The organism is Brachybacterium sp. NPDC056505 (assembly GCF_042794925.1).
Lineage (GTDB): Bacteria > Actinomycetota > Actinomycetes > Actinomycetales > Dermabacteraceae > Brachybacterium > Brachybacterium kimchii.
In genome coordinates, this window is the sequence record NZ_JBHTSV010000018.1 from 1 (window position 1) to 21,510 (window position 21,510).

The 21,510-nt window shown below is 71.8% G+C and carries 21 protein-coding genes and 1 pseudogene; 11 read left to right on the plus strand and 11 right to left on the minus strand.

Annotated features, from left to right (window positions below):
• Positions 1 to 60 precede the first annotated feature (60 nt).
• Positions 61 to 1,350 carry a DUF222 domain-containing protein gene (locus ACFQ53_RS10550; RefSeq protein ID WP_377859212.1) on the minus strand — a complete coding sequence of 430 codons (1,290 nt, stop codon included), beginning with the start codon at positions 1,348 to 1,350 and terminating at the stop codon, positions 61 to 63.
• Between the two features lie 356 nt (positions 1,351 to 1,706).
• Here ACFQ53_RS10550 and ACFQ53_RS10555 point away from each other — a divergent pair, with 356 nt between their 5' ends.
• Positions 1,707 to 2,534: an alpha/beta fold hydrolase gene (locus ACFQ53_RS10555; RefSeq protein WP_377859215.1), complete on the plus strand. Its 828-nt coding sequence runs from the start codon at positions 1,707 to 1,709 to the stop codon at positions 2,532 to 2,534.
• On the opposite strand, the gene mraY is transcribed toward ACFQ53_RS10555, so the two are convergent.
• The gene (gene mraY / locus ACFQ53_RS10560; RefSeq protein ID WP_377859218.1) at positions 2,504 to 3,604 is read right to left on the minus strand and encodes a phospho-N-acetylmuramoyl-pentapeptide-transferase; all 1,101 of its coding nucleotides are present in this window, start codon (positions 3,602 to 3,604) and stop codon (positions 2,504 to 2,506) included. The genes ACFQ53_RS10555 and mraY overlap by 31 nt on opposite strands.
• Positions 3,601 to 5,667 (minus strand): HelD family protein, encoded by a 2,067-nt coding sequence (locus tag ACFQ53_RS10565; protein WP_377859379.1) that lies wholly within the window; start codon positions 5,665 to 5,667, stop codon positions 3,601 to 3,603. Before ACFQ53_RS10565 ends, mraY begins: the two co-directional genes overlap by 4 nt.
• A 227-nt stretch (positions 5,668 to 5,894) precedes the next feature.
• Here ACFQ53_RS10565 and ACFQ53_RS10570 point away from each other — a divergent pair, with 227 nt between their 5' ends.
• The 3 genes from ACFQ53_RS10570 to ACFQ53_RS10580 all read left to right on the plus strand — a co-directional run bounded on the left by ACFQ53_RS10570 (position 5,895) and on the right by ACFQ53_RS10580 (position 7,627).
• On the plus strand, positions 5,895 to 6,437 hold the full coding sequence (locus ACFQ53_RS10570; protein WP_377859221.1) for a DinB family protein: 543 nt from the start codon (positions 5,895 to 5,897) through the stop codon (positions 6,435 to 6,437).
• Between the two features lie 87 nt (positions 6,438 to 6,524).
• Positions 6,525 to 7,142 (plus strand): DJ-1/PfpI family protein, encoded by a 618-nt coding sequence (locus ACFQ53_RS10575; protein WP_377859224.1) that lies wholly within the window; start codon positions 6,525 to 6,527, stop codon positions 7,140 to 7,142.
• Positions 7,139 to 7,627, plus strand: a complete 489-nt coding sequence (locus ACFQ53_RS10580) for a nuclear transport factor 2 family protein (protein WP_377859227.1) — start codon at positions 7,139 to 7,141, stop codon at positions 7,625 to 7,627. Before ACFQ53_RS10575 ends, ACFQ53_RS10580 begins: the two co-directional genes overlap by 4 nt.
• A gap of 458 nt (positions 7,628 to 8,085) precedes the next feature.
• On the opposite strand, the pseudogene ACFQ53_RS10585 reads toward ACFQ53_RS10580, so the two are convergent.
• Positions 8,086 to 8,256, minus strand: a pseudogene (locus tag ACFQ53_RS10585) (TetR family transcriptional regulator); the annotation flags it as partial.
• On the minus strand, positions 8,256 to 8,654 hold the full coding sequence (locus ACFQ53_RS10590) for a hypothetical protein (protein WP_377859230.1): 399 nt from the start codon (positions 8,652 to 8,654) through the stop codon (positions 8,256 to 8,258). The gene ACFQ53_RS10590 and the pseudogene ACFQ53_RS10585, both read right to left, overlap by 1 nt.
• Before the next feature lie 97 nt (positions 8,655 to 8,751).
• Here ACFQ53_RS10590 and ACFQ53_RS10595 point away from each other — a divergent pair, with 97 nt between their 5' ends.
• Together ACFQ53_RS10595 and ACFQ53_RS10600 are read left to right on the plus strand one after the other, a co-directional pair.
• Positions 8,752 to 9,120, plus strand: coding sequence for a helix-turn-helix transcriptional regulator (locus tag ACFQ53_RS10595; RefSeq protein WP_239204966.1), 369 nt, complete (start codon positions 8,752 to 8,754; stop codon positions 9,118 to 9,120).
• On the plus strand, positions 9,095 to 9,583 hold the full coding sequence (locus ACFQ53_RS10600) for an SRPBCC domain-containing protein (RefSeq protein ID WP_239204968.1): 489 nt from the start codon (positions 9,095 to 9,097) through the stop codon (positions 9,581 to 9,583). The genes ACFQ53_RS10595 and ACFQ53_RS10600 overlap by 26 nt, the downstream gene beginning before the upstream one ends.
• Before the next feature lie 12 nt (positions 9,584 to 9,595).
• Here ACFQ53_RS10600 and ACFQ53_RS10605 read toward each other — a convergent pair whose 3' ends face one another.
• Both ACFQ53_RS10605 and ACFQ53_RS10610 read right to left on the minus strand, forming a co-directional pair.
• A complete protein-coding gene (locus ACFQ53_RS10605) occupies positions 9,596 to 10,366 on the minus strand; it encodes an NUDIX domain-containing protein (protein ID WP_377859235.1) in 771 nt (256 codons plus the stop codon).
• A 1-nt stretch (position 10,367) separates the two neighbouring features.
• Positions 10,368 to 12,428 carry a nicotinate phosphoribosyltransferase gene (locus ACFQ53_RS10610; protein WP_377859238.1) on the minus strand — a complete coding sequence of 687 codons (2,061 nt, stop codon included), beginning with the start codon at positions 12,426 to 12,428 and terminating at the stop codon, positions 10,368 to 10,370.
• A 208-nt stretch (positions 12,429 to 12,636) separates the two neighbouring features.
• On the opposite strand from ACFQ53_RS10610, the gene ACFQ53_RS10615 reads away from it, so the two are divergent.
• Complete coding sequence (locus ACFQ53_RS10615) at positions 12,637 to 14,127, plus strand: phospholipase D family protein (RefSeq protein ID WP_377859241.1); 1,491 nt, start codon at positions 12,637 to 12,639, stop codon at positions 14,125 to 14,127.
• Positions 14,127 to 14,564 carry an ASCH domain-containing protein gene (locus ACFQ53_RS10620; RefSeq protein ID WP_377859244.1) on the plus strand — a complete coding sequence of 146 codons (438 nt, stop codon included), beginning with the start codon at positions 14,127 to 14,129 and terminating at the stop codon, positions 14,562 to 14,564. Before ACFQ53_RS10615 ends, ACFQ53_RS10620 begins: the two co-directional genes overlap by 1 nt.
• 47 nt (positions 14,565 to 14,611) lie before the next feature.
• On the opposite strand, the gene ACFQ53_RS10625 is transcribed toward ACFQ53_RS10620, so the two are convergent.
• Positions 14,612 to 15,016 carry a PH domain-containing protein gene (locus tag ACFQ53_RS10625; RefSeq protein WP_377859247.1) on the minus strand — a complete coding sequence of 135 codons (405 nt, stop codon included), beginning with the start codon at positions 15,014 to 15,016 and terminating at the stop codon, positions 14,612 to 14,614.
• Positions 15,017 to 15,136: 120 nt separating this feature from the next.
• Here ACFQ53_RS10625 and ACFQ53_RS10630 point away from each other — a divergent pair, with 120 nt between their 5' ends.
• The gene (locus ACFQ53_RS10630; RefSeq protein WP_377859250.1) at positions 15,137 to 16,216 is read left to right on the plus strand and encodes a hypothetical protein; all 1,080 of its coding nucleotides are present in this window, start codon (positions 15,137 to 15,139) and stop codon (positions 16,214 to 16,216) included.
• A 50-nt stretch (positions 16,217 to 16,266) separates the two neighbouring features.
• Positions 16,267 to 17,145, plus strand: coding sequence for a hypothetical protein (locus ACFQ53_RS10635; protein WP_377859253.1), 879 nt, complete (start codon positions 16,267 to 16,269; stop codon positions 17,143 to 17,145).
• A gap of 36 nt (positions 17,146 to 17,181) precedes the next feature.
• Here the strand turns inward: ACFQ53_RS10635 and ACFQ53_RS10640 are convergent, their stop codons facing one another.
• The 3 genes from ACFQ53_RS10640 to ACFQ53_RS10650 form a co-directional block, all read right to left on the minus strand.
• Complete coding sequence (locus ACFQ53_RS10640) at positions 17,182 to 17,604, minus strand: PH domain-containing protein (protein ID WP_377859255.1); 423 nt, start codon at positions 17,602 to 17,604, stop codon at positions 17,182 to 17,184.
• 45 nt (positions 17,605 to 17,649) lie between these two features.
• Positions 17,650 to 18,477 (minus strand): hypothetical protein, encoded by an 828-nt coding sequence (locus ACFQ53_RS10645; protein WP_377859258.1) that lies wholly within the window; start codon positions 18,475 to 18,477, stop codon positions 17,650 to 17,652.
• A 100-nt stretch (positions 18,478 to 18,577) separates the two neighbouring features.
• Positions 18,578 to 19,669 (minus strand): FUSC family protein, encoded by a 1,092-nt coding sequence (locus tag ACFQ53_RS10650; protein ID WP_377859261.1) that lies wholly within the window; start codon positions 19,667 to 19,669, stop codon positions 18,578 to 18,580.
• 201 nt (positions 19,670 to 19,870) lie between these two features.
• On the opposite strand from ACFQ53_RS10650, the gene ACFQ53_RS10655 reads away from it, so the two are divergent.
• Entirely contained in the window at positions 19,871 to 21,421 is a 1,551-nt protein-coding gene (locus ACFQ53_RS10655) for a purine-cytosine permease family protein (protein ID WP_377859264.1), read from the plus strand.
• Positions 21,422 to 21,510 lie beyond the last annotated feature (89 nt).

The following is a 21,510-nucleotide window of genomic DNA, read 5'->3' on the forward strand; positions in this document are numbered from 1 at the left end:
GCTCCCGTGCGCGTCTCCCGCTCGTTCTCATCGGTCATGGTCATGATTGTCTCGGTCCCTTCAGTCAGGACTTACACAGACCATCTGACACGCCCCGGCGGTGCGCTCACACCCGGGAACACCACACGTCTGGCCGCGCAAACGGAGGTGTTCGAGCATCGCGCCGGTGGGCCGGTACTTCTCTGCCGGCCGCGGCAGAAACTCACCGCTCGAGGGGTCGGTGAGGACGCGGAACCATTCGTCGCTCTTCCCGGCGATCTCGCGGGCCATCTCCGCCGGAATCGGAGTCCCATCCTCCAGAACGCCGGGGGCGTCGTCCCCGCCGGCCAGGGTCAGGAACGGGACAAGAACGTTCAGGCGGAAACGGGCTTCGGGGACGGTGATGCCACCGGTGTCGATCTGCGCAGCATGGGCGAGGTGGTACCGGATGAGATTCAACGACAGAGGCATGCCGAACGTCTCGACCTGCCCGTCGGGGTCCAGGGGGATCTCCGTGCCCTCCATCAGGGCGTGGCGCTGGGCGTTCTGGATCGCCCGCGCCGCCTGATCGAAACGGCCGGCGAGGGCCTTGATCTCCGGGGCCGGCCCGATGATCCGCAGGGACGCCATCCCATCGATCGTCCCGGGATCCACGACCATCCGACGACGCGACGCGGAGACCTCCTCGGGGTCCTTGGGGTGGCGCTGCTGGATTCTCGTCACCAGCAGGTCGAGATACTTGCTGAACACGCTCGGCATGACCGCCAGACACCACGAGGCGACCGTGACATCCACGAGCACCATCTCCGCCGGAGTGAAATCCATAGTCCGCCGCAGCAGTGTCTTGAACCATTCGGCGGGGAATTCCCCCGCTGCTAATGCTTGGGTGCAGCGCGGGAGGAGATCCACCGCGCGGTGGGCGTCGGTGATCGCTTTGGCGGCGTTCCCGCGGGTCATGCGCATCGCGACAGCGACCGTCAGGTCCTCCTTCTCGACCGCGAACGGATCCGCATCCACCTCGTCCCGGCCTGCCCAGTACGGAGCGAGCGCCTCAAAGCGGCGGGCCAACTCACAGGACTCCTCCACCCCCTCATCCCACAAGGTGCGGACCTTCCCGGTCAGCTCGACGTCCGGGCGGGGTGAGACCCTGCGGGCGACGACGTCCCTGCACACCGGCTTCTTCGACTCTTTCACGACGAACAACGGCGCGACACCCTCCGGGGGCGCGGCCACGAAACGAGGCATGTGTGCGTACAGGTCCTCCCGCTGGCGCTCGGTCATCGCCTCGAGCTCATCCAGCACCGCGAACGCCGACCCCGACGACACCCCACCAGGAAGGTCCAGACACCCCTGGGATTCCGGCTGCTCCACCGCACTCACACCACACACCCCCTCTCCGTACATTCCAAGCATTCGCGAAGAACCAACTCGCGAACAGCTATTGACGGCACAGCACTCAGAATCCGTCGGCCTCACCACTGAAGCCACGATCCGAGCTCCCGATCGGTATGTCCGATTCTATCCCGCGACACCCCGAAAAACCAGAACCGGATCGAGAATGTGGATAAACCCGAGAACAATCTCCGCCATCAGTCAGCTAGCCACCCCGAAGTGGATAACCCCGTGGAAAACACGCCCTTGTGGAGGAACCGCCGCACGCCTCGGCCACCCGTCGCCCACCTCGACCCCCGCGGCCCCGCGGCCCGGAGGGAGACAGAGGAGCCCCCATGCCCGATCATGGCCACGAGAGCGGCACCTGCACGAGAGCGGAGATCCCTGTGCACCTGAGCGAGACGGTCGGACACGACGCGACCCACTGCATCGTCCTCGTCCACGCCGTGCGGTCCTCGCGGACCATGTGGAAGGGCCAGACCCGCAGACTGCGCCGCCGCGGGTACACGGTGATCGCACCGGACCTGCCGGGGCACGGACGGCGCCGTGACGAGCCGTTCACACTCGAGGGGGCGCTCGCGACGATCGAGGACGCCGTGAGCGCGTGCGAGGAGCCGCCGCTGCTGGTCGGTCTCTCGCTCGGCGGCTTCCTCGCCCTGCACTGGGCCGGCACGCATCCCGGGCGCCTGGCCGGCGTGGTCGCCGCCGACTGCACGATCGTCCCGGGCCCGGCGCTCGCCCGGATCTACGGGCTCTGGATCAGCATGAAGGACTGGATCCCCGGGGATTCCGACGCTCGGGTCGCCCGCGCCTTCGCGCGTCGGCACAGCGAGAAGGCGGCGCGGCGCTACTACGGGGGCGGGCGCGCCCACGGGGTGGTCCGGGGCGTCGTGCGCACCATCGGATCGCTCGACCTGCTGGCCGACGTCGCCGCGATCGACGTGCCCCTGACCTTCATCAACGGCGCGCAGGATCCCTTCCGACGGCACGAAGCCCTGTTCGTGGAGGCCGCGCGCGACGCGCGCCTCGTGATCCTCGACGACGCCGGCCACCTCGCGAACCTCTCCCGGCCCAAGCGCTTCACGAAGGTGCTGCGCCGCGCCGCCGGCGAGAGGGCCGACGGCCACCGCGCTCACCCCGCCCTCAGCACCCACTCCCCGTAGAACAGCGCCAGCCCGGCGCCCACGCAGATCGCGCTGATCAGCCAGAACCGGATGGAGACGGTGACCTGGCTCCAGCCGCGCATCTCGAAGTGGTGGTGGATGGGCGTGATGAGGAACAGGCGCCTGCCCACACCGTTGTTGCGCCGCTTGGTGAGCTTGAAGAAGCCGACCTGCAGGATCACTGTCACGGTCTCGAAGACGAACAGGCCGCCGAGGACGACCATCAGCAGCTCCGTGCGGGTCATGATCGCGAGCCCCGCGAGGGCACCGCCGAGGGCGAGGGAGCCGGTGTCGCCCATGAACAGGATGGCGGGCGGCGTGTTCCACCACAGGAAGCCGATGCAGGCGCCGGCGAGGCAGGCGGCGACGAGCGCGAGGTCCAGGGGGTCGCGCACCTCGTAGCAGCCCGGCTCGACCAGTGCGCGGCAGTTCTGCAGCGACTTCCAGATCCCGATGAACGCATAGGCGGCGAAGGCCATCGCGGAGGCGCCGGCGGCCTGGCCGTCGAGGCCGTCGGTGAGGTTCACGCCGTTGCTCGCGCCGGTGATCATGAGCACCGCCCACGCCACGAACAGGAGGGTCCCCCCGATCACCCCGAAGGCGGCGAGGTCGAGCGCCGTGTCGCGGACCAGGGAGATCCGGAAGCTCGCCGGGGTGATGCCGTCGCGGGCGAAGCGGGTGGCGAGCAGGGCGAAGACGACGGCCACCGTGGTCTGGCCCAGGAGCTTCTGCCACGATCGCAGCCCGAGGGAGCGCTCCCGGCGGATCTTCGTCCTGTCGTCGAGGAAGCCGACGAACCCGACGCCGAGCATCAGGAACAGCACGAGCATGCCGGAGACCGTGGGCGGCGACCACGTGACCAGGTGCGCGAGCAGGTAGCCGGCGAGCGTCGCGCCCATGATGGCGATCCCGCCCATCTGCGGGGTGCCGCGCTTGGACAGGTGGGTCGTCGGCCCGTCCATGCGCACGAACTGGGCCCACCCCCTGCGCTTGGCGAGCTCCGTGTAGAGCCGCGTGCCGACGGCGCCGACGATCAGGGCGATCGCCGTGCCCAGGAGGATCAGGGTCATGACTGGGGATCATTCCATCCCGGCTCGAGGGTCACCAGTCGGTGGGTCGCGCGGGTGCGCGCCACGTAGAGGTCCCGTGCTCCCGCCTCCCCGGCCGCCTCGATCGCGGAGGGGTCCGCGACGATCACGCTGTCGAACTCGAGACCGCGGGCCTCGGGCGCGGCGATCACGCTCGCGCCGGTGCCGCGGAGAGCGTCCTGCGCGGCGTCCGCGTCGTCGGCCGTGGTGATCACGCCGACGAGGCCGTCGGGGTCGCTCGCACGGAGCTCGTCGACCACGCGGCGCAGGTCCTCGAGGAGACCGCCGCGCGAGGAGGCCACCCGGGCCGGGTCCTCGCCGTGGCGCAGCGAGCGCGAGAGCCGCTGCTGCGGGGCGATCCGCCCGAGCAGCTCGCGGGTCGACTCGAGGATCTCCGCGGTGGTGCGGTAGTTGATGCTCAGGGTCCGATGCTCGAAGCGGTCCTGGACGAAGGGGGCGAGCGCCTCGTCCCAGCTGCGGATCGTGCTGGTGGGGCCCGCCTGGGCGAGGTCCCCGACCACCGTCATCGAGCGCTCCGGGCAGCGCCGCACCAGCGCGCGCCACTGCATCGGGGAGAGCTGCTGGGCCTCGTCGACGACGATGTGGCCGACGACGTCCTCGGGCGGGCCGTCCACGAGCGCCCTCGCCTCGTCGAGCAGGGCGAGATCGGCGAAGGTCCAGCCCGTCGGGCCGTCCGCGCCGGTGCGGGAGTGCGCCGCCATCAGCGCGAGGTCCTCGGCCGACGCCTCCGGCAGTGCGCGGGCGAGCGCCGCGGGATCGGCGAGGACCCGGCGCACCACGTCCGCGGGATCGAGCCGCGGCCACACCGTCTCTACGGCGAGGTCGATGGCGGGATCCTCGAGCAGGTCCTCGTGGATCTGCTCCCAGTCGATGTCGAGATCGGCGCCCGTCCCCTGCGCGCCGTCGCCCATCCGAGTGAGGTCTCCCGCGACCGCACGGTCGAGGTTCAGACCGTAGGCGGCCTCGAGCTCCGCCTCGAAAGCGCTGTCCTCCCCCGACGTGCGCGCCTCGAGCTCGCTGACCAGGTCGTCCACGATCGCCTCGAGGAACAGGGCGCGGGCCTCGGTGTGCCCGGACGCGCCCTGCAGCGCGGAGCGTCGGGCGGCGTCGACGAGCTCGGCGTCGAGCACGACGGTGTCGTGCGCGGTGCGCAGCTCGAGCGGCGCCCCGTGGGGCTGATGGCCGCGCACGTGCGCGGCGAGGGCGTCCGCGAGCTCGGCGCGGCCCTTGAGCCGCGCGATCCGGTCGGGCTCGGTGCGCGCGGGCTCCGTGCCGACGAGGTCGGGGAGCGTCGCCAGGTGCACGTCGTTCTCCCCGAGCGAGGGCAGCACGTCGGAGATGTACGTGAGGAACCGCCGGTTAGGGCCGAACACCATGACGCCGCGCCCGGCGATGGCCGGCCATGCGTAGAGCACGAAGGCGGCGCGGTGCAGGGCGACGATCGTCTTGCCCGTGCCCGGTCCGCCGTCGACCACGGTGACGCCGCGGTGGGGCGAGCGGACGATGTCGTCCTGCTCGGACTGCAGGGTGGAGGCGGCCTCGCGCATCCGTCCCGTGCGGGGTCCGCTGAGGGCCGCGGTGAGCGGCCCGTCGCCGACCACGTCGCCCGGCAGCGGGGCGCTGCCGTCGAGGATCTCGTCGCTGACGCCGACGACCCGTCGGCCGTCCGTGCGCAGGTGGCGGCGCCTGCGCAGCCCCATCGGGCTGACCATGGTCGCGGCGTAGAAGGGGCGCGCGGCCTCGGCCCGCCAGTCCACCAGCAGCGTGTCGCCGTCCGGGGTGCGCATGCCGATCCTGCCGATGTGCAGACCGTCCTCAGGCGCGGAGCCCGCCTCGCCGCTGCCGTCGATGCGCCCGAAGCACAGCGAACGCTCGGCCGCCCGCAGCTGCCCGATCCTCTCCGCCAGTCGGTGCACCTCGACGTCCCGCGCGTAGGCGTCCGCCGGGCCGCCGACGGGGGCCGCGAGGGCCCGCTCCTGCGCGGCCGTCCGCTCCTCCACCTCCCGGTCGAGCCGCTCATGCATGCGGTCCACCGCGCGCTGCTCGACCTCCGTCTGGTCCTCTCGGCTCCCACCTGCATCGATACCGCTATGACCTGCCGAACCCGTCCGTTCGTCCACGCACCCCGCCTCTCGAAGACCCACCAACTATGAGGACGGCGGCGGCGAAGGTCAACGTTGACTTCCTCTCCCGGCTCGTGTCCTGGGCGGGCGCGGAGCGCCGTCGGACCCCGGGTCTAGGCTCGCGGAGCATGACACCGGAACTCGACGAGCACGGCCGCCTCGACCCGCCCCTGGACGCCGACGAGTGGGGGACCCTGTGCGGATTCCTCGACTACCAGCGGGCCACGTTCGCCTGGAAGTGCCGGGGTCTCGACGCCGCGCAGCTTGCACGCACGCTGCCGCCGAGCCCGATGACGCTCGCGGGGATGATGAAGCACCTGGCCTACGTCGAGGACGACTGGTTCAGCCGCGACCTGCACGACGAGCCGCTGCGGGAGCCCTGGGCGTCCGTCGACTGGAGGGCCCGGCCCGAGTGGGAGTGGGAGACCGCCGTCGTCGACGATCCCGACGAGGTGCGCGCGCTGTGGACCGCGTCGGTCGAGCGGGCCCGCGAGCTCGCCGCCCGGGCGTACGAGGAGGGCGGGCTGGGCATCGCGGCCAGGCGCCGGTTCCCCGACGGGCGCAGCCCGAGCCTGCGCTGGATCATGACCCACATGATCGAGGAGTACGCGCGCCACAACGGCCACGCCGACCTGCTGCGCGAGTCGATCGACGGGGAGGTCGGCGAGTAGCGGCGAGCGGGTCGGCGGACGCGCCGGCAGGCAGGTCGGCGCGCCCGACCCCTGGTGCTCGCGGCCGCCCCGCGCGAGGATCGAGCCATGACCGCGCGCACCCTCGCCATCCTCCTGTTCGACGGCGTCGAGGAGCTCGACGCCGTGGGCCCGTGGGAGGTCCTCTCGTACTGGACGCAGAACCATCCCGACGACGGCTGGCGGGTGGTCACCGCGAGCGTCGGCGGCGGCGCGATCACGGCCGCGAAGGGCATGGTCATCACGCCGACGACCGCCCTCGAGGACCTCGAGCGCGTGGACGTCCTGCTGCACCCGGGCGGCCGCGGCACCCGGGCGCTGTTCAAGGACGCGGCGCACCTCGAGCGGGTGCGCCGGATCGCCGGCACCGCAGAGCTGATGACGAGCGTGTGCACCGGATCCCTCGTCTATGCGGCCGCCGGGCTGCTGCGCGACCGTCCCGCGATCACCCACTGGGGGTCTGTCGACCTGCTGCGCGAGATCGATCCGAGCATCGACGTGCGCGAGGGCGAGCGCTGGGTGGACGACGGGGACGTGGTCACCTCGGCCGGGGTCTCCGCGGGGATCGACATGGCGCTGCACCTGGTGGGGCACCTCGTCTCCCCGCAGCGCGCCCGGGACGTGCAGCACGGCATCGAGTACGACCCCGCGCCGCCGGTGTGGGACGACGAAGGAGACGCACGATGAGCGCCGATACCCACCCCACGAGCAGCGACCCCACGAGCAGCGATCCGGCCCCGCGCCCTCCGCTGCCGCCCTTCACCGAGGAGACGGCGCGGGCGAAGGTCCAGGCCGCCGAGGACGCCTGGAACACCCGCGACCCCGAGCGCGTCGCCGGCGCGTACACCGAGGACACCGTGTGGCGGAACCGCGACCGGTTCCTCGTCGGCCGCGAGCAGGTGATCGAGTTCCTGCGCGGCAAGTGGGAGCGCGAGCAGGAGTACCGGCTGCGCAAGAACCTCTGGGCGTTCACGGGCAACCGCATCGCCGTGCGCTTCCAGTACGAATGGCACGACGCCGACGGTCGGTGGTGGCGCTCCTACGGCAACGAGCTCTGGGAGTTCGACGACCTCGGGTACATGAGCCGCCGTGAGGCCTCGATCAACGACGTGGCGATCGACGAGGCGGACCTGCGCGTCACGCCCGGCGAGGGCGAGCTGCCCGCGCACTGACCCGTCGGGCCCGGGCGTCGAGGCGTCAAGACCCGCGCCGCGATCCCGGACAGCAGCACGTCGGCGACGCCCTCGGCGAAGGCGTCGGCGTCGGCCTCGGGATGGGCGCGCAGGTGGGAGACCATGGCCTCGACGGCGCCCTCGTAGACGAGGGCGAGGGTGCGCAGATCCGCCCCGGCCCGGATGACCCCTTCGCGCTGTCCTCGGGCGAAGACGCCCTCCTGCCCTTCGAAGGTCTCCTCCATGTCCGCGATGCCGAGCACCGGTCCGCCGTCCTCGTCGCGCAGTCCGGCGACGATCTGCTCGAGGGCCGCGAGCTCGCGCTCGTGGGTGCGGGCGAGCCGCGCCGCTCCCCTGATCGCCGCGCGCAGGAAGGTCACGGCGTCGGCCTCCGCGTCGAGACCCTGCGCGACCTGACTGCGCAGCTGGACGAGTGCGGTCCGCGCGGCCTCGGCCATGAGCGCGTCGCGGGAGGAGGCGTAGTGGGCGACGAGCGCCTTGGAGACGCCCGCCCGGGCGGCGATCACCTCGAGGCTGCTGGCCGCGAAGCCGCGGGCGGCGACGGCATCGATGGTCGCCTGCACGATCTGGGCGCGACGCTCGTCGGGCGGGAGCCGGCGGCCCGCCATCACGCGGCCCGTCCGCCGGGGCTCGTGCGGGCGGCCTCGAGGCTGACGCCGGTGACGACGCCGGCCATGAGCACCGCGATGACGATCATCTCCGCGCGCATCCAGGCCGGGAAGAGGCCGGGGACCAGCGCCTCGACGACGTTGGCCAGCAGCAGCACGGCAGCGATGATGCCGGCCGCGCGCAGTGCGGAGCGGGAGCCGGTCGCGGCCCGGCGCAGCCGCAGCGGGAGCAGCACCCCCAGCAGCAGGACGATCACGGCATGGATCCAGGCTTCGACCGGTGCGAGGTGCGGGGCGAGGACCGTGAGGACGACGAGCGCCGGGATCGTCACGACCACGAGCACGAGGTAGACGGCGGCGAGGGTCGAGGCGAGCGGGAGGCGGGGCGATGCGACCATGCGGTCACCCTATTGACCGTTCGGTCAACAGGCAAGCGGTTCCGCGTGAACTCGCACCCCTTGACAACCCGCAACCATCCGGTTGTAGGTTGTGCGTGTGCTCGACATCGACGAGGACCGCGCGGATGCGCTGTTCCATGCGCTCTCCGATCGCACGCGGCGGGACATCCTGCGGCGCGTGCTGGTCGGCGAGAAGTCGGTGTCGGCGCTCGCGCCGAAGTACGACATGAGCCTCACCGCGGTCCAGAAGCACGTGGCCGTGCTGGAGCGCGCGGGGCTCGTGACCAGGCGCCGCCAGGGGCGGGAATCCCTCGCCCGGGGCGACGTCGCGGCGGTCGGATCGGCCGCCGCCCTGCTGCGCGATCTCGAGGAGATCTGGCGCGACCGCATCAGCCGCATCGACGACCTGCTCGCCGACGGCCCCGACCAGGAGGACCACCATGCCGGTCACCGACATCACCACTGACCTCGACGCCCTGACCATCACCATCACCGCGCAGTTCGACGCACCCGTCGAGCGCATCTGGCAGATCTACGCCGACCCGCGCCAGCTCGAGAGGATCTGGGGCCCTCCCGCCTACCCCGCGACCTTCGTCGACCACGACCTCACGCCCGGCGGCCGCATGAACTACTACATGACGAGCCCCGAGGGCGAGAAGCTCGGCGGCTTCTGGGAGATCCTCGAGGTCGACGAGCCCCGCTTCTTCCGCTACCGCGACGGCTTCGCGGACGCCGAGAACGGCTTCGCCGTGAACACCGACCTCCCGGTCGCCGAGAACACCGCCACCTTCGAGGCCGCGGACGGCGGCACCCGCGCCGTCTACGTCTCGATCCACCCCACGCGCGAGGGCCTGCAGCAGGTCATCGACATGGGCGTCGAGGAGGGCTCGCGCGAGTCGATCGACCAGATCGACGCGCTGGTGGGCTGAGGGGCTTCGGCCTCAGACCTCGCCGAAGCCCTCCCAGACCTCGTCTCCCGCGCGGGGGCGCAGGAGGGCCGGCTGCAGGGCCGTGGCCTCGCCGCGCGTGTAGAGCGCGGGGTGCGGGCTGCCGGTGGGCGTGCCGTCGACGGAGCGCTCGTCGGGCACCACGAACCCGTCGGTCGAGAGCACCTTGCGGATGAAGGTGCCGCGGTCCGGGAGGGCTCCCCAGACGGCGCCGTAGACGCTGCGCAGCTCGGCGAGCGTGAAGGGCTCGGAGAGGAACTGCGTGGCCAGGGTCGTGTACTCGACCTTCGCACGGACGCGCTCGAGGGCATCGGTGAGGATCTCGCGGTGGTCGAAGGCGAGCTGCGGGGCGTCGGGGTCCTCGAGGATCTCCTCGACGCCCCACCAGCGCGCGAACGCCGCATCGTCGCCCGCCGTGGGATCCGGCAGGTCGGGGGCGAAGGCCAGGTGGGCGACGGAGACCACGCGCATCCGCGGGTCGCGGTCGGGCGCCGAGTAGGTGCGCAGCTGCTCGAGGTGGTAGCCGGCGGTGTCCATGCCGGTCTCCTCGACGAGCTCGCGCGCGGCCGCGGTCGCGGCGTCCTCGTCGGGCTCGATGAAGCCGCCGGGCAGCGCCCAGCTGCCCTCGTACGGGTCGGCGCCGCGCCGCACGAGCAGCACGCTGAGGGCGCCCGAGCGGATGGTGAACACGGCGAGGTCGACCGTCACCGCGAAGGGCGGGTGCTTGCTGGCGTCGTAGCCGGCGGGAGCGGTGTTGCCGGGCATCTCAGGCGTCCTTCCGGGAGTCGGTCGGGGCGGCGGAGGGTGCGGGCGAGACCGTCCGGATCCCCGCCTCCGTCAGGTGCTGCACGGTCTCCGCATCGGCCTCGGGATGCACGGCGGCGGTGAGGTCCCCGAGGACCCGGACGGTGCCCGCGCCGGGCAGGGCGGCGATGTCGCGGGCGCTCGCGGCGACGCAGTAGTCGAAGGCCAGGCCGGTGACGTCGACATCTCCCGTGAGCAGGGAGGGCAGGTCGGTGCCGCCGGCGGGGGCGCCGCCGTCGACGCCTGCCACGCGGCCCTGGGCGAGGCTGTAGTCGGGGGTCCCCTCGCCCTTCACCACGTGGACGACCTCGGCGCCGCTGCCGATGAGCCGTTCGAGGGCCCCCAGGATCGCCGGGTGGTACTCGGCGCCGCGGGTGCCCTGCACGCAGTGGACGGGCCAGGTGTCCACGAAGTCGGGCGCGGAGGGCGGGAGGGCGAAGTGGCCGCCGTTGTCGCCCTCGGCGAGGTGCCAGTCGCGGGAGAAGACCACGCGGCGGTAGTCGCCGGCGCGCTCGGAGAGGTGGGCGGCGATGCGCTCGGCGACGGCGTTCCCGCCGGTCACGCCGAGGGCGCCGCCCTCGCAGAAGTCGTTCTGCACATCGACGACGACGAGGGTGCGAGGTGCGTCGGCGGTCCCTCCGCCGCGCGGCGATTCTTCTGCGTCGGCCGTCTCTCCCCCATCGATCGTCTCCCCCGCGTCGCCCGACCCCGCCTCGTCCCACTGCTCGCTGGCGCGGAAGGCCTGGCCCTCGCTGATCTCGCGGGCGCGCGCGGGCAGGCTCGCGAGGCTCGCGGCGGCGACCTCGCGCGCCTCCTCGGCGCTCGCGACGCGCTGCGGGACGCCGTCGCGGATCACGTCGACGTGCACGGGGCTCGCGCCCTCCGGCACCGAGCCGTCGAGGGTCCAGACCTCACGGCCGTCCGGGAAGCGGGAGACGGTCTTCGCGCCGCCGGTCGAGCCCTTGTCGGCCGAGAGCTTCTGGACGCTGCGCAGCGGCGTGCCGGGGCCGTCGCCCACGGCGACGAGCTTGTACACCATGCCCGCCGTCGGATGGTCCGAGCCCGTCGCGACCCGCGTGCCCACGCCGTAGCCGTCGATCGGGGCGCCGGCGAGGTGGACGAGCGCGTACTCGTCGAGATCGCTGGTCACGGTGATGCGGGTGCTCGTCGCGCCGAGCGCGTCGAGCTGGGCGCGGGCGGCGGGGGCGACGGTCATCAGGTCCCCGGAGTCGATGCGCACGGCGCCGAGCCCGGTACCGGCGACCTCGACCGCGGTGCGGATGCCCGCGGGGATGTCGTAGGTGTCCACGAGCAGCGTGGTGCCCGGTCCGTAGGTCGCGATCTGGGCCGCGAAGGCGTCGCGCTCCGTGGGCCGGGCGAGCGTCGCGGCATGGGCGGCGGTGCCCGCGACGGGGACGCCGAAGCGCCTGCCGGCCTCGAGGTTCGAGGTGGTCGCGAAGCCCGCGATCCAGGCGGCCCGGGCGGCGGCCACAGCCGCCTCCTCGTGGACGCGGCGCGAGCCCATCTCGATGAGGGGGCGGTCCCCCGCGGCGATCACCATGCGCGCCGCGGCGGAGGCGATCGCGGAGTCGAAGTTCAGCACCGAGAGCACCAGCGTCTCCAGCAGCAGGCACTCGCCGAGGGTGCCGTGCACGGTGAGCAGCGGCGTGTGCGGCCAGTACAGGCTGCCTTCGGGCAGGGCGGTGATGGTGCCGGAGAAGCTCCAGTCGCGCAGGTACTCCTCCGTCGCCTCCGTGATCGCGCCGACCTCGCGCAGGTAGGCGAGGTCCTCCGCGTCGGGCGCGAAGTCCGTCAGGAGAGGCAGCAGGCGGCCGAGGCCCGCGAACAGGCCGAAGCGTCGGCCCTCGGGGAGGCGACGGGCGAAGGCCTCGAAGACGGCCTCGTGGTGGACGCTGCCGTCCTCGACCATGGCCGAGAGCATCGTGTACTCGTACATGTCGGTCAGCAGTGCGGTGCTCGCGGGGATGCTGCCGGTGCCGCGGCGCGACGCGGATGCCGTCATGAGCGCTCGCCCTTCATCGGTTGCGGAGTGACGGAATGGCGGGCCCGAGGGCCCGTCCCAGCCTAGCCCCGCGCGCACAGCGCGATGGTGTGTGATGGACGGATGAGCACCGACGACTGGTTCCTCTCGACGATCGAGCGCGGCAACACCTTCACGCGCCTCGACCACCGGCACGAGGGACGGGCGCTGACCAGCGGCAACACGGCCCGTGCATGTGCACGGCGCCGACTACTTCGCGCGCCTGCGGGAGCTGATCACCGCCCAGGGACCGGGCGACCTGCTGCTGTTCACCGACTGGCGCGGCGATCCGGACGAGAGGGTCGGCGAGGACGAGCTCACGATCGTCGAGCTGATCGCCGACGCCGCCCGCCGCGGCGTCATCGTCAAGGCGCTGTTCTGGCGCTCGCACCTGGACTCCATCCACTACTCCGAGGAGGAGAACCGCAGCCTCGCGGACACGGTGCGGGCGGCCGGCGGCGAGGTCATCCTCGACCAGCGCGTGCTGCCGCTGGGCTCCCAGCACCAGAAGTTCCTGGTGCTGCGCCACCCCGGGCATCCCGAGCGGGACGCGGGATTCTGCGGGGGCATCGACCTGTGCCACACCCGCCGCGACGACGCCCGGCACCTGGGCGATCCCCAGACCGTCTCGATGGGCGCGATCTGGGGCGGGACCCCCACGTGGCACGACCTCATGGTCGAGGTGGGCGGCCCCGCCGTCGGCGACCTCGAGGCGACCTTCCGGGAGCGCTGGGAGGATCCGACACCGCCCTCCCTGGACCCGCTCTCACGGATCCAGGCGCGCATCCACCGCGACGACCAGCACGCCGAGCCGCTCCCGCTGCAGGAGCCCGATCCGGACCCCTCGGGCACGGTCGACGTGCAGGTGCTGCGCACCTACCCGCACAAGCGCCCCCGCTTCCCCTTCGCGCCCTCGGGCGAGCGGAGCATCGCCCGCGCCTACGTGAAGGCGGTCCCGCGCGCCGAGCGGATCATCTACCTCGAGGACCAGTACATCTGGTCGCCCGAGGTGCTCTCGTGCTTCGCCGACGCGCTGCGCCAGCACCCCGGCACCCACCTGGTGATCGTCCTGTCGACCTTCACCACCGCGGACACGACGATCGCGAACGCGAGCGCCATGAGCTCGCGGAACGCCGCCCTGGACCTGCTGCACGAGGCGGGCGGCGAGCGCGTGCACGTGTTCGGGATCGAGAACCACGAAGGCACGCCGGTGTACGTGCACTCCAAGGTGTGCCTCGTGGACGACGTCTGGATGACCGTGGGCTCGGACAACGTGAACCTGCGCTCCTGGACCTACGACACCGAGATCGCGTGCGCGCTCGTGGACCAGCGTGAGGATCCGCGCGAGCCCACGCGCCTGCGCTCCGATGACGATCTCGCCCGGGTCCTCCCCCGCGAGGTCCGTCTCGAGCTCGCGCGCGAGCACTTGGATCGGGCCGACGGGGACGACGCCGATCTCGTGGACCCGGACGCCATGGTGCGGGCGTTCGAGGAGAGCGCCGCACGGCTCGACGCCTGGCACGACGGCGGGAAGCAGGGACCGCGTCCGGCGGGGCGCCTGCGCCGGTACGTGCAGGCGCCGATCCCCGCACGGGAGCTGCCGCTGGGCCGGCTCGTCTACAAGATCGCCGACGACCCCGATGCGCGGCCGCGGAGGCTGCGCGGGACGGACTGGTTCTGATGGACGCGCACGACGCGGCGGACGATGCCGCGCTCCCCCTCGCCGAGTTCGCCTTCCCGGGCCCCCTGAGGGACCAGCTGGTCGGGGCGATCCTGTCCGGTGCGAAGACCGCGACCGCCTCGCTGCGGGAGGAGTACGTGCGCGAGGGCGCGGCCCTGCCCGTCGTCGGGACCGAGGAGGCGGTGGTCGATTCCGACGAGCGCCCCGTCGCGGTGATCCGCACGACCGACGTGCAGGTGGTGCGGCTGGCCGACGTCACCGACGGCCACGCGCGCGCCGAGGGCGAGGGGCATCCCGACGCCGCGGCCTGGCGCGAGGGCCACGAGGAGTTCTGGGGCTCGGTCGAGTTCATCGCGGGGCTCGGCGAGCCCCGGATCAAGATCGACGACGACACCGAGGTGGTGTGCGAGACCTTCGAGGTCGTGCGCAGGCTCTGAGGGAGGCGCCGGGCCCTCCGTCGGTGGCGGGGCGGAGTGCGGCGCTCTCAGTGCCCGAGCAGCCCGTGCATCGTGGAGACGAACCGCTGCGCGTGGTCCTTCGTCCGCGTCGTCAGCACGATCTTCGTACCGTCGCGCAGGTGCACGCGCAGCTTCCCGGACAGCAGGGTGGGCTTGAAGTCGACGTCGACGACCTCCGCCGCCGGCGCCTGCTTGAGGATCTTCCACGAGCCGAACGCACGTCGGCGTGTGAGCACGACGCGTCGGTCGGTCGCCAGGAGGATCGGGGTGGTGTCGTTCTGGATGTCGCCGACCTTCGTGTCGAGGACGGTCTCCTCCGGATCGAGAACCCGCTCCGGCAGGTCGACGGTGAGCGCGTTCTTCGCCTCATCGTTCCTGTTCAGAACGGCGAAGAAGGTCCGCTCGGCATGCGTCGGGTCGGCGAAGCTCACGGGGCCACCGTAGCGCGAGGGGAGGGACCGATGCGCCTGCGGCCATGGGGACTTCTCCCCATGGCCGCGTTGTCTGCCGTGCCCTACTGTCGCTCCTGAGACGGCGACGAGGGGACGATGATGAGCGGGTTCTACGGAGCCGACACCGAGCAGCTGCGCGAGTACTCGCGCCTGATGAGTGATCGCGCAGCCTCTCTCGAAGAACTGCACGCGAAGCTGAACCCACTTGTCATGGACGATTCCGCGTGGCGAGGCCCCGACGGCGAGGCATTCCGCTCCACGTGGTCGGGCGATGTCAGCGGCTCGTTCCGCGACGTCGCAGAACGGCTGCGGAAGAAGAGCGAGGACCTCGGGAATCAGGCCGACGAGCAGGACCGGACATCGGAGTCCGAGGGCGCCGCAGGCGGCGACGGGGGAAGCGGCGACGGGAAGTCGCCCGGAGAGGATTCCTCCTCGTTCTGGGACGGCGTGTGGACGGGCAAGGACCTCTACAACAAGCTCCAGGGGGCGTTCTCGAAGGGGAAGAAGGCCTGGGACCTTCTGGAGATCGCGAACCGTTTCCGGAAGGGGATCGATGCGGTCGACGATCCGCTGCTCAAGCTCATGGGGACGATCCCGTACGGAGCCGAGGTCACGGACAAGGTCTTCAGCAGCGCCAAGGAGTACGGGACCCTCGCCCAGAAGATCGCAGGACATTTCGGCGTTCCCACCGGAATCGGCACCAAGAACTTCTTCGGCTGGGCCGATAAACTCGCGAGCAAGGCCGGGTTCCTCACGAAAGCGGCGCCTTTCCTCGGCAAAGCGCTGCCGGGGATCGACGTGCTCACCGGCGGCTGGCAGATGATCGACAGCATCAACAAGGGCGATACCTTCCATGCCGTGACAGGAGGTGCGTCGGCGCTCGGCGGCGGTCTCATGCTCGCCGGAGGCGCGCTCTCGGCAACCGGAGTCGGGGCCGTCGTCGGCGGACCTCTCGCGGCGGCCGGCGCGGTGATCTCCGGGGGCGCTGCGATCGCGGACCTCGGGAAGTTCGTCTACGACGAATGGGGCGATGACATCGCCGCAGGCGCAGGCAAGGCGTGGGACGCCGTCTCCGACACGACGTCGCACGTGGTGGACGCCGTGGGTGACACGGCATCCGATGTCGGCGGCGCCATCGCCGACGGCGTCTCCGGCGCGTGGCACGGCGTGTTCGGCTGACCCCGCCACCAGCACAGTCACTGTCCACCACCTTCCCGACAGGAGCTCCCATGAGCGCACAGCCCGTATCCGACGAGAACGTCTCCGAGCCCGCGATCACCGAGCGCGACATGCTCGGGGCCCTCGAGGTGCTCGCCACCGCGACGGACGATCCTGACGAGCTGCTCGTCCTCACCGATGAGGAGCTCCTCGGTCTCGGCGGCCCCTCCGCGCTGGATCTCCTGGGCAGCCCGTACCTGTCCCAGCCGGAGGTCGACGCCGACGCTTCGGCGGCCGCGGCCGTTCGCTCGCTCGCCGCTCGGCGTCTGCTCACTCCCGCCGACGACGGCGCGCAGCCCGAGGGAGACGTCGTCGTCGGGAACGCGGAGTCCGCGCGCCGTCCGTTCCAGCTCGATCGGCGACTGGCCGGTGTCCTCGCCCTGCGACGCACGTCCCTGGGACTGGTCGATGTCGTCCGCACGCTCGCCGGGGGCACGACGACGCTCGCCATCTACTGCTTCCCAGGAGGCGGCGTCCTCGAGGAGTACGTGACCATCGACGGCTTCCATCACTTCTCGGTTCCCGAGCCCAGCGCCGTCGCGTCCCGCCTGGGACGATTCGTCGATCCCTTCGACGACGCCTCGGACGACGGCGACGTCTCGACCCTGCGCGTCCCCGGTCAGGACGTCGACGCGGCGGTCGAGGGCTCCCGTGCGATCTCGATCCTCACCTCGGTCGTCGAGGGCGGGGGCACCCAGGCGACGCTCATCGCGCACCCCGGTCGCCTGCGCATCATCGACAACGGCCCGATCAGGGAGGTCTCCGACCCGATCGACCGCGAGATCTCCGATGTCTCCCCGGAGTCGCTTCTCTCGATCCTGCAGTCTCTCGTCCCCGTCCCTCCGGACGATGACGAGGAGGACGACGCCCCGGAAGCCTCTCAGGACTGAGTCCGGGACCGGGCCGGAAAGCGCCTCTCTCGAGCGTCAGCGCCGAGGGCGCTGAGCGCCCTCCAGCAGGCCCCGCATGGTCGCGACGAAGCGCTCCGCATGGCCCTTCGTGGCGGTCGTCAGCGTGATGGCGGACCCGTCGCGCAGGTGCACGCGCAGCTTCCCCGACAACAGGGCGGGCTTGTAATCGACGCCGACGACCTCCGCCGCCGGCGCCTGCTTGAGGACTCTCCACGACCTGATGGCGCCCTCCTTCGCGAGGAGCACCCTCCTGTCGGTGGCGATCAGCAGGGGGTTCGTATCGGAGGTCGTGTCCCCGACCTTCACGTCGATCACGGTCTCGTCCGGAGCGAGGATCTTCTCCGGGAGGTTCAGGTCCCACACGTCGCGCGGTTCGTCATTGCGCTGCATGACGGCGAAGAACGTCTGCTCGGCACGCGTCGGGTCGGCGAAGCTCACGGGGTCACCGTAGCGCGGGCCGCATCGGCTTCCCGTGCCGAGCGGTCAGCGCAGTGTCGGCCCGCGCCCCTGGCGCAGCAGGCCCTCGAGCGTCTGCACGAGGGCCTGCGCCGGCTCCGCCGACCCCTTGCCGAGGCTGATCGGCTTCTGGTCCCGCACCTCGACCGTGACCGAGGCCGCCTTCAGAGCCGTCCCTCCCGCGCTGCGCACGCCGGTGACCGACGGCGCCGCGGCCTCCCGCTGGGTGCTCCAGCTGCCCGGCGTCTGCTCGCCCGCGAGCAGCACTCGGTGGTCGGTGAGCAGGAGCAGCTGGTGCTCGCTCGACCACGTCGACCAGCCCTCGAAGACGCTGTGCACCCGCTCGCCCCGCGCGAGCAGCCCCTGCACCTCGGAGGGGACGGACGCGGCCGTGGCGCCCTCGTCGGTCTCCGGCGGGGCGCCGTTCCCCTCCGAGAGGCCTCCCGGGGCGGCGTCGGCACGCAGCGCCTCGAGGGTGCGCAGCAGCTCGGCCGCAGCCTCATGGCTGCCGATCTTCATCGTCACGGGCTTCTGCCCCCGCACCCCGATCTCCACGGACGCCGCCGTGAGCGTCCCTGTGACCTGACGCCCTCCCAGCACCGCCGTCGCCGGCACGTCGCGCATCGCCTTCCAGCGCCCCGGGATCGGCGCCTTGACCAGCAGCACCCGATGATCCGTGAGCAGCAGCAGATGCTCGCTCGTGTAGTCGCGGTACCCGTCGGCGACGCAGTGGACCGTCTCCTCGGGATCGAGCATCTCGTGCAGGCGACGATAGATCGACGGCTTCGCCGGGCGCCCGCGGTACGTGCGGTCGAGGGCGGCCAGCAGGGTGGTCTCGGCGGTCGTGGCGGTCACGAGCAACACCCTATGCAGAGCCTGCCGGGCGCTGACCGGAACGCCTCCCCCGTCTGTTTCCTGTCGTCGAGGCCGCCGGCGGCGCCGCCCGCGGCGTCCGTCAGGCCGCGCCGACGCGCCGGGCCCGCCGGCACTCGAGGGCGACGGCCAGCAGCACCGTGCCGATGCCCACGACGGCGCCGATCGCCGACTCCGAGACGCGCGCGGCGAGCAGCGATCCTACGGGCCGGGGGCTCGCCAGCTGCACCATCAGCAGCGCGAGCGGCGTGATGAACACGAGCGCCAGCGAGTAGTTGCGCAGCACGAACAGCTCGGCGAGGAACTGCATGAGGATGACCCACACCAGCAGCTGCCACGGCTGGCTGGGGAACGAGAGCAGGAACGCCGTCACCCCCACGCCCAGGGCCGTCCCGACGATCCTGTGCAGCCCGCGCTCCACCTGCAGGCGCCGACCGGGCGCCGAGAGGGGGACGACGGCCGCGACCTGCGCCCAGTACGGGGACGGGATCCCCGTGAGGGACGCGATGATGCCGCTGACCAGCGCGGCGAAGCCGTAGCGGGCGAACTCCTGGCGGCGCATCCTGCCCGTGATGCCCGAGGTGTCCGGGGCTGCGGCGTCGACGTTCGCCTCGCCCGTCCAGCGAGCCAGGAAGCCCAGCAGCACGCACCATCCGGCCGAGACGCCGGCGATCAGGAGGGCGAGCCACCACGGGGCGACCGACGGGGCGCTGGAGACCGCGGTGACCGCGAAGACGGGGAACACGGCCCCCGTCGGACGCAGACCCTTGCTCATCACGAGCACCGAGCCGATCGCGGCGGCGAGAGCCCCGGCCACCGTGGTCAGGGCGAGATGCATCCCGTGGCCGAGCACGTCGGCGGCCGCGAGCTGGGAGAGCAGGGCGCCGATGCCCACGCAGATCGTCAGCAGGACGCCCACGCGCACGTGGTGGCTCACGCGGATCGCGGTCGGCACGTACCGCGCATAAATGGAGGTGAACCCGCCGAAGGAGGCGAACATCGCCCACTGGATGTGACCGCTCAGCAGCAGGATCACGAGCGGCGCCGCGAGCGAGACCGCGATCCTCACGGCGGGCGCGAGGTCGGCCCTGCCCGGGCCGAGCGTCACCATGCTGCGGGCGGTCGAGGACACATGCCCGCTGAGGGACCGGGGATCGAGGAGAGAGGGGCGCACGGCTTTCCACGATAGGACGACTGACCGCCTGCGGTCCCGGGTGTCCCGTCGATTGCCTGCAATCTCTCATGCGCCCTCCCGGGTGGGATGATGGATCTCCCCCTGTCCCCTGGTCGGCCCGCGCGTCGGCCGGGGCGCATGGCATGCACCCCGTCCCTGCAGCGCGGTCCGCCCGCGTGACCACACACCCCGGAGGCGACGATGTCGTCCGCAGATCCCCGCCCCGTCGGCCCGTCCGACTCCTCCGTCGGCCCCGTCGGCCCCGCCGGCCCCGCCGGCTCCCCGCTGGTCGAGACCACCGGCATCGAGATCATCGCCGAGTCCGAGCGGACCGCGAAGCCCCACCAGCTGTTCTGGCCGTGGTTCGCCGCGAACGTGTCGGTGTTCGGCATGAGCTACGGCGCCTACGTGCTGGGATTCGGTATCTCCTTCTGGCAGGCGGTCGTCGTCGCCGTGATCGGGATCGTCGTCAGCTTCGCCCTGTGCGGCCTGATCGCGATCGCGGGCAAGCGCGGCAGCGCACCGACGATGGTGCTCTCCCGCGCCGCCTTCGGCGTGCACGGTCAGAAGCTGCCGGGGATCATCTCGTGGCTCACCTCGATCGGCTGGGAGACCTCGCTCGCGATCTCCGCCGTGCTCGCCACCGCGACCGTGTTCCAGGCCCTGGGCCTCGCCTCCGGGACGACGGTGCTGGTCATCGCCACCCTCGCGATCGCGGCGATCATCGTGACCGCCTCGGTGCTGGGCTATCACACGATCATGCGGATCCAGTCGGTGCTGACCTGGGCGACAGGCGCGATGACGATCCTGTTCATGATCCTCACGATCCCCCACATCGACCTCTCCGCGGTGATGGCGGCCCCGGGCGGGAACGTGCAGAAGATGATCGGCGCGCTGGTGATGGTGATGACCGGCTTCGGTCTGGGCTGGATCAACATCGCGGCCGACTGGTCCCGCTACCAGCGCCGCGCCACGTCCGACGGCGCGATCATCGCCTGGAACACGATCGGCGGCTCGGCCGCCCCCGTGATCCTCGTGGTGTTCGGTCTGCTGCTGGCCGGCTCCGACGCCGACGTGATGGCGAAGATCGGCGACGACCCGGTGGGGACGCTCGTGACCCTGCTGCCGCTGTGGGCGCTCATCCCCTTCTGGATCGTCGCCGTGCTGACCCTCGTCTCCGGCGCGGTCAACGGCATCTACTCCTCGGGCCTGACGCTGCTGAGCCTGGGCATCCGCATCCCCCGACCGGCGGCCGCGTTCGTCGACGGCGCCATCCTCACCGCGGGCACCATCTGGGTGGTGTTCTTCGCGGGCAGCTTCATCGGCCCCTTCCAGAGCTTCCTGGTCACGCTCGGCGTGCCGATCGCCTCATGGGCCGGCATCCTCATCGCCGACGTGCTCACCCGCCGCACCGACTACGACGAGACCTCGCTGTTCGACGCCCGCGGGCGCTACGGGGCCGTGGACTGGACCTCGATCGCGACCCTCGTGGTCACCTCGGCGCTGGGCTGGGGCCTCGTGGTCAACCAGTACTCCGACGCCTCGTACAACGACTGGCAGGGCTACCTGCTCGAGCCGCTGGGCCTGGGCACCTTCATCGATGCGCCCGACGGCGCCTACTGGGACGGCCCGTGGGCGTACTCGAACCTGGGCGTGCTGCTCGCGCTCGTGCTGTCCTTCGCGGTCGCGATGGTGTTCCGCCGCCCGCGGATCCGCCAGCAGGAGGTCGGGCTCACGCGCCGCGGGCGGTGAGGTGCGAAGCGCTCGGGTGACTCCGAGACCCGGGCAACCGGGCGGCGCGGCAGGGGCTGCGGGTCATAGTCTGGGGCTCCGCTCGGCGC